The sequence below is a fragment of the Streptomyces sp. NPDC049577 genome, assembly GCF_040675635.1.
Lineage (GTDB): Bacteria > Actinomycetota > Actinomycetes > Streptomycetales > Streptomycetaceae > Streptomyces.
In genome coordinates this window covers 1-6319 of sequence record NZ_JBFAPH010000359.1, presented here as the reverse complement: position 1 = coordinate 6319, position 6319 = coordinate 1, and the positions used below count along the sequence as shown (strand labels likewise).

The following is a 6319-nucleotide window of genomic DNA, read 5'->3' as shown; positions in this document are numbered from 1 at the left end:
GCCGCCTACCACGACGCGGACGCGGTGCCCGCGATGCCGGCCCCGCACGACGTCCGGCGCCCGGTCCGGCTGCTCTCCGGCCTCTACGTCTGCGGGTCCTGGCCCTCCAGGGCGGCCACGAGCGGCGCGGCGAGGGCGAGGAGGACGAGCAGGCCCAGCACGGCGGCGGCCACGAGCGCGGACTTGCGCGCCCGCAGCCGGCGCCAGACCTGCCGGGCGCCGGAGGCGGACGGCGCGGGAGCCGCCGCCTCCGGTTCCTGCGCGGGTTCCCGGGCGGTGAGGAGCGCGGTCACTTGACGGCGACCTGCGAGACGTCGAGCACACCGGTCCAGTCGCTGATCACGACGTTCTTGACGTCCTTGCCGACCAGCCGCTTGTAGACCGGGTGGAAGAGCGGGACGGTCAGGGCCTGCTCGCCGATCGCGCTGTCGAGGGCGCCCCAGCGCCGGCCGGCGGCGCCCAGGTCGGTGATCTTGTTGATCGCGTCGATCTCGTCGTTGACCTTGGGGTCGTCGAGCTGGGCGGTGTTGAAGTTGGCGCCGTCCTTGACGATCTGGCGGCCGTCGAAGATGGGCGCGAGGAACGGACCGCCGGAGGGCCAGTCGGCACCCCAGTGGGCGAGGAAGAGACCCGGCTGCTTGGCGACGTTGTGGATGCGCTCCTTGTAGTCGTTGTCCTCCAGGCCCTCCAGCTTCACCGTGATGCCGGCCTGCTTGAGCCCGGCCTGGACCGCGGTGGCGATCTCGGGGCTGGTCTCGAAGTCCTGGGCCGTGGAATGGGTCAGGGTGATCTCCAGCCCGTCGCCGTGACCGGCCTCCTTCAGCAGCTCCTTGGCCTTGTCCGCGTTACCGGTCTTCCCGGCCGGGAAGTGGTCGTACGGGGTGTAACCGAAGGACTTCTGGTTGGGCAGGAAGGTGGTGGCCGGCTCGGCGAGCGAGGAGCCGCCGGCGGCGTTGACGACGCTGGTGCGGTTGATCGCGTAGGAGATGGCCGCGCGCACCTTCGGGTCGTCGAAGGGCTTCACCTTCGGGTTGAAGGCGAGGTAGCTGGTCTGGCCGAAGTGGCCGGTGCCGACGCGGGCGGCGAGCTTGGGGTCGCCGGCGACCTGGGCCAGCTCGGCCGGGCCGAGGTTGGTGTCGGTGGTGACCGCGGCGGCGTCGGCGCCCTGGGCGCTCGCGAGCCGCTGGTTGATGACGGCGGAGGACAGGCCGGCCTTCACGTCGATCGTGTCGGGGTAGGCGTGCCGCTCCTTGTCGGTCTCCTCCGACCAGTTCGGGTTGCGCTCCAGCAGCAGCCGCTCGCCGTCGCCCGTGTTCTTGACGACCTTGTAGGGGCCGGAGGAGACGGGGTGCTCCTCGTACTTGGTGCCGGTGTCCTTGGCCTTGGGGACGGGCGCGAACTGGGTGGAGGTGGCGAGGAAGGGGAAGTCGCCCTCGGACTTGCGCAGGTGGAAGACGATGGTTCTGGCGTCGGGCGTCTCGATGGAGTCGAGGCCCTTGGCGTCCTTGTAGGGGCCCTGGTAGGTGTCGCCGCCGACGAGCCAGTCGCGCAGGTAGGGGGCGCCGCCGGAGAGTTCGGGGGCGAACGAGCGCTCGATGCCGTACTTGATGTCGGCGGAGGTGATGGGCGAGCCGTCCTCGTACTTCAGCCCGTCCTTGAGCGTGTAGGTCCAGACCTTCGCGTCCTCGCTGGCCCGGCCGGTGTCGGTGGCGAGGTCGGGGACGACCTTGGTGCCCTCGGCGCCGTTCTCCCGGTTGCGGGTGGTCAGCGTGCGGAAGACGAGCGAGGGGATGTTGCCGCCGCCGGAGGTGTAGAGGCGCGCGGGGTCGAAGTCCTGCTGCGGCTCCCGGTTGAGGACGGTGAGCGTGCCGCCCTTGTGGGGCGCGCCCTGGGCACCGCCGCCCTGCGCTCCGTCGCCGCTCTTCTCCGGGCCGCAGGCCGCCGCGCCGCCGATCAGGGCCGCGGTGACGGCTGCCGTGGCGACACGGCGGGATATGAGGGGAAATTGACGGCGCATGACGGGAGGGGCCTTTCGCGGGTGCGAGGTGGAGGGGGGTTCCAGGCGGCGGACACCCGCGGCAGGCGGTGAGGAAGGTGCGCACGGCGGCGCGGTACCGCCCCGGGCGGACGCGGCGCTGGTGCGGCGCGGAGTGGCGCGGGGGCACCCCGGCGTCGGCCGGGGGGCGGAGGCGGTGTCAGCGACAGTGCACGTCGGCGACCGCGTGCGCGGCCACGCCGATCAGCGCCAGCTGGAAGCCGGCGTTCTCGGAGGCGTGGCGGTGCGACATGCCCAGAAGACTGAACGATTTTCCGACCCCGGGCAAAGGTGTCTCGCAGAGAGAGACGATTTGTCTCGTAACACGAGACAAATGATCAAGCGATCACATGTCGGGGAACGGCCAGGCGTTGGGCCGGCAGGTCTTGCCGTCGGTGGTCAGGAACTTCGTCTGCTGCATCATCACGGGCGCCAGGGCGCCGTCCTTGCGGCAGTACTCGTGGTCGTGGCCGAGCCGGTGGCCGACCTCGTGGTTGATGAGCATCTGCCGGTAGGCGTACATGTCGTCGCCGTAGGTCTGGGCGCCCTGGGCCCAGCGATAGGCATTGATCATGACGCGGTCGGTGGCGGCGGAGTCGCAGGAGACGTTGTCCTCGGTGGTGTCCAGCCCCGACTTGGCGCACCAGGCGGCCGTGGTGCGCGGGCTGGCCAGGGTGACGACGAAGTCGGCGTCGCCCGAGGAGACGCGCTCGAAGGTGAGCCGGCCGCCGTGGCCCCAGCTGCGGTCGTCGTTGAGGGTGCGGTGCACGGCGGTGGCGAAGAGTTCGCCGTCGATCGGCAGCCCCTTCTCGACGTCGACGCGGTAGCGCCACACGTGCCCCTTGCCGGGGGCCTTGTCGTCGCCGGGAACGACCTGGAAGTCTCCGGAGGCGCTGGCGCCCGGGTCGAGCGGGTACTTGCGGGCCATCTGCTGCTCGTAGGTGATCGGGACGGGCACCTCGGCGCCGTGGGGCGTCGGGCGGTTGTCCGAACGCGAGGCGGGGCCGTCGCCGTCCCGCGCGCCGAGACCGGCGGCGTGGGCCTGGGCCTTGTCGTCGGCGCTGTCGTTGACCTGTCCGGCGATCGTGACGGCCAGCACGGCCGTCACCAGGGCGGCGGCGACACCGGTCACCGTCCGCACCACGCCGCTGCCGCCCCGGTGCCCGCTGCTCGCCGCGGCCGTGCCGGCCAGGGTCCGGCGCGGCACAGGAACACGCGGACGGGTGACGCGGTCAACGTTTGACGGCGCCTCCCCCGGGGCTGTGTCTCCCGCCGAGTGCCCCCCTGTGTTTCCCTGCATGGAACCGTCCGTGGGTGTGTCGCCGGTCCGGCCGGCCGGGGGGACGACCGTGGGGGCCACGGCCTGGTTGCGCTGGGTGCCGATGACGCCCCAGCCGAGCACCGGTGCGCGCAGCTGCCCCGGCGTTCCGGGGTGGCCGGGATGACCGGGGTGGCCGGGATGACCGGGGTGGCCCGTGCCGGCGGACGGCCGGACGGCCTCGCCGGTGGCCTGGGGCCGCTGGTGGGAGCCGGGAACGGCGGTGCCCTGGGCGGGGGACGGCGCGTGCTTCGCCGGGGCACGCCGACGGCCCGTACCGGGGGCGTCGGGCGCGGCGGGCTCGGGGGTGGCCCGGTCGGCGCGTGCGCTGTGTTTACCCACGGGGCGGGGCGCTCCGTTCAGACGACTCAGAAGACGTTGCGGCGGTGTCCGCGAGGAGTTCACGGAACGCGCGTGCCACGGCGTCCGGTTCCTCCATCATGGCGACGTGCCCCGCCTCCAGGAGCGTCAGCAGCCGTGAGTCGCGGAAGGCGCGGCTCGCGCGGCGTGCCATGCGGTAGGAGACGAGCTGGTCACGTACTCCGTACACCAGCAGAGTAGGGGCAAGCACCTTCTCCGCCTGGCGCCACAGCGAATGCTGCCCGCCCAAGGTATAGGCGTCGACGACGCCGCGCGCGGAACGCGCCATGACTTCCCAGAAATACGGCAGCTCCAGCCGCCGCGCGTACTCCTCGACCGCCAGCTCGAAGGCCTCGGGGGTCACCCGCGAGGGGTCGCCGTAGCAGAGCGAGAGCACCTCGCGGGTGCGCCGTTCGGGCGTCCATTCCCTGGTGGCGCGGGCGAACCACGCCGTCGCGCCCGGCACGGCCAGCAGCGCGGTCGGCACGGCGGTGCGCTGCGGGCGGAGCTCGGGCAGGGCCGGGGAGACGAGGGTGAGCGTGCGCACGAGGTCCGGCCGGACGGCCGCGACACGCGTGACGACGGCGCCACCCATCGAGTTGCCGGCCAGGTGGACGGGGCCGCGCTCGCTCGCGTCCAGATACCGGATGACCACGCGCGCGTAGCCGGTGATGGAGTGGTCGCCGTCGTCCGGGGGCGGGGAGTCGCCGAAGCCGGGCAGGTCGAGGGCCTCGCCGTCGACGTCGTCCGCGAGCCGCTCCATCAGCGCGGACCAGTTCTGCGAGGAGCCACCGAGCCCGTGCACGTACAGCGCGGGCGGCCGGTCTCCGGTGCGTGCGCCGCGCGGCGGCCGGGAGCGCACGGTCAGCGTGGCGCCCGGCAGCGTCACCGTGCGCAGTTCCTCTCCCTCGGCGACCCGTGAGGGCCGTCCGGGGGGAACGACGGGCACGGCCCGGGCGTCCGGCGACTCGGTCGATGACATGCGGGCAATGTTACGAGACGATCACGCCGGGACCCTTGTGGCGGCAGTCACAGATCGCCTGGCGGCGCGCGGCGGACTCTCCTAGGCTCGTACACAGGAGGACGAAGGAGCACGAGGGCGCTCAACGGATGCTGGAAGGGATCCCATGCCTGTCGACCCGACCGATCCGGACACGTTCGTGGATGACGACACGCAAGACCCAGCTATCGACGCTACGGAGATCGACGTGGAAGCTCCCGAGGCGGACGCCGCCGAGCAGCACGCGGACCTCACTCAGCGGGAGGACGAGCCGCTGACCGAAATCGACCCGGACTCCGCCAACGAGGCGGACCGGGCCGAGCAGGCGCGGGTGGTCGAGCTGGACGAGGACGACTACCGGTGAGGCATCGGTGACCCTATCGGTCACCCTGGGCGTTCCGGGGTGACCTGGGGTCTTCTGCGCGCCTTGTCGGGATTTTGTCGGCTTCCCACAGCGGCCGGTCCATGAAATTCTCCGCTCCGACCACGCGCTGCCCGGTTACCCAAAAGTACGATGGCGGACGCGGTCCACACCGTGCACTGAACACTCATGGGAGGCGGCGTGACAGCCATCGAGCAGACCGAGGCGCGCCCACGGGGCACGCGCCTGCCGCGCCGAGCCCGACGCAACCAGCTCCTGGGCGCGGCTCAGGAGGTCTTCGTCGCGCAGGGGTACCACGCGGCCGCGATGGACGACATCGCCGAGCGCGCGGGCGTCAGCAAGCCGGTGCTCTACCAGCACTTCCCCGGCAAGCTGGACCTCTACCTGGCCCTGCTGGACCAGCACTGCGAGAACCTGCTGCACGCGGTGCGCACCGCCCTGGCGTCCACCTCGGACAACAAGCAGCGGGTGGCGGCCACCATGGACGCCTACTTCGCGTACGTGGAGGACGAGGGCGGCGCCTTCCGCCTGGTCTTCGAGTCCGACCTGACCAACGAGCCCGCCGTGCGCGAGCGCGTCGACCGGGTGTCGCTGGAGTGCGCGGAGGCGATCAGCGACGTGATCGCCGAGGACACCGGCCTGTCGAAGGACGAGGCCATGCTGCTGGCCGTCGGCCTGGGCGGCGTCTCCCAGGTGGTGGCCCGCTACTGGCTCTCCAGCGAGAGCACCGTTCCGCGCGGCACGGCCGTGCAGCTGCTCACCTCGCTCGCCTGGCGCGGCATCGCGGGCTTCCCGAAGAACGCGCCCGAGCAGCAGGGCTGAGACCAGCGGGATTCCCGGTTCCTGTTCGCTGCGAGCGTGCGGGGACCCGCCCCGGCCCGGGGTCGCACCGGGCTAATGTGTGCAGCGTACGGCGCGGCCGGTCCGCGCACCCCTCCCCTGGGCCATGCCAGGGGGACCGCAACCTTCGGAGGGACAGACCGTGGAGGTCAAGATCGGCGTGCAGCACACGCCCCGCGAGATCGTTCTGGAGAGCGGGCAGTCTGCCGAAGAAGTCGAGCGCACCGTGGCCGACGCCCTCGCCGGCAAGGCGCAGCTGCTGTCGCTGGAGGACGACCGCGGCCGCAAGGTGCTGATCCCGGCCGACCGGCTGGCGTACGTCGAGATCGGCGCAGCCGGCAGCCGTCGATCTCGACGGTCACGGAACCGTCGTCGTCGGCCATG

At 72.1% G+C, this 6319-nt stretch carries 8 protein-coding genes; 3 read left to right on the top strand and 5 right to left on the bottom strand.

Features of this window, described 5'->3' with window-relative positions:
* Nucleotides 1-83: 83 nt before the first annotated feature.
* The 5 genes from AB0K09_RS28205 to AB0K09_RS28185 form a co-directional block, all read right to left on the bottom strand.
* The gene (locus AB0K09_RS28205) at nucleotides 84-293 is read right to left on the bottom strand and encodes a hypothetical protein (RefSeq protein ID WP_366068238.1); all 210 of its coding nucleotides are present in this window, start codon (nucleotides 291-293) and stop codon (nucleotides 84-86) included.
* Nucleotides 290-2017, bottom strand: a complete 1728-nt coding sequence (locus tag AB0K09_RS28200) for an ABC transporter substrate-binding protein (RefSeq protein ID WP_366068237.1) — start codon at nucleotides 2015-2017, stop codon at nucleotides 290-292. Before AB0K09_RS28200 ends, AB0K09_RS28205 begins: the two co-directional genes overlap by 4 nt.
* A 178-nt stretch (nucleotides 2018-2195) precedes the next feature.
* Nucleotides 2196-2288, bottom strand: coding sequence for an Ms4533A family Cys-rich leader peptide (locus AB0K09_RS28195; protein ID WP_366068236.1), 93 nt, complete (start codon nucleotides 2286-2288; stop codon nucleotides 2196-2198).
* Nucleotides 2289-2381: 93 nt separating this feature from the next.
* Nucleotides 2382-3695, bottom strand: coding sequence for a DUF3152 domain-containing protein (locus AB0K09_RS28190; RefSeq protein WP_366068235.1), 1314 nt, complete (start codon nucleotides 3693-3695; stop codon nucleotides 2382-2384).
* Complete coding sequence (locus tag AB0K09_RS28185) at nucleotides 3688-4695, bottom strand: alpha/beta hydrolase (protein WP_366068234.1); 1008 nt, start codon at nucleotides 4693-4695, stop codon at nucleotides 3688-3690. Before AB0K09_RS28185 ends, AB0K09_RS28190 begins: the two co-directional genes overlap by 8 nt.
* Nucleotides 4696-4840: 145 nt before the next feature.
* Between AB0K09_RS28185 and AB0K09_RS28180 the strand changes: the two genes are divergently transcribed.
* The 3 genes from AB0K09_RS28180 to AB0K09_RS28170 all read left to right on the top strand — a co-directional run.
* Nucleotides 4841-5077: a hypothetical protein gene (locus AB0K09_RS28180; protein ID WP_366068233.1), complete on the top strand. Its 237-nt coding sequence runs from the start codon at nucleotides 4841-4843 to the stop codon at nucleotides 5075-5077.
* A 198-nt stretch (nucleotides 5078-5275) separates the two neighbouring features.
* The gene (locus AB0K09_RS28175) at nucleotides 5276-5917 is read left to right on the top strand and encodes a TetR/AcrR family transcriptional regulator (RefSeq protein ID WP_366068232.1); all 642 of its coding nucleotides are present in this window, start codon (nucleotides 5276-5278) and stop codon (nucleotides 5915-5917) included.
* A gap of 160 nt (nucleotides 5918-6077) precedes the next feature.
* Nucleotides 6078-6319, top strand: a 242-nt coding sequence (locus tag AB0K09_RS28170; RefSeq protein WP_366068231.1) for a DUF3107 domain-containing protein, incomplete at its 3' end; no start/stop codon positions are given.

What these genes read in the sequence shown, in the direction of transcription:
- AB0K09_RS28200 (WP_366068237.1), bottom strand. Translation starts at nt 2,017, where the DNA reads ATGCGCCGTCAATTTCCCCTCATATCCCGCCGTGTCGCCACGGCAGCC.
- AB0K09_RS28195 (WP_366068236.1), bottom strand. Translation starts at nt 2,288, where the DNA reads ATGTCGCACCGCCACGCCTCCGAGAACGCCGGCTTCCAGCTGGCGCTG.
- AB0K09_RS28185 (WP_366068234.1), bottom strand. Translation starts at nt 4,695, where the DNA reads ATGTCATCGACCGAGTCGCCGGACGCCCGGGCCGTGCCCGTCGTTCCC.
- AB0K09_RS28180 (WP_366068233.1), top strand. Translation starts at nt 4,841, where the DNA reads ATGCCTGTCGACCCGACCGATCCGGACACGTTCGTGGATGACGACACG.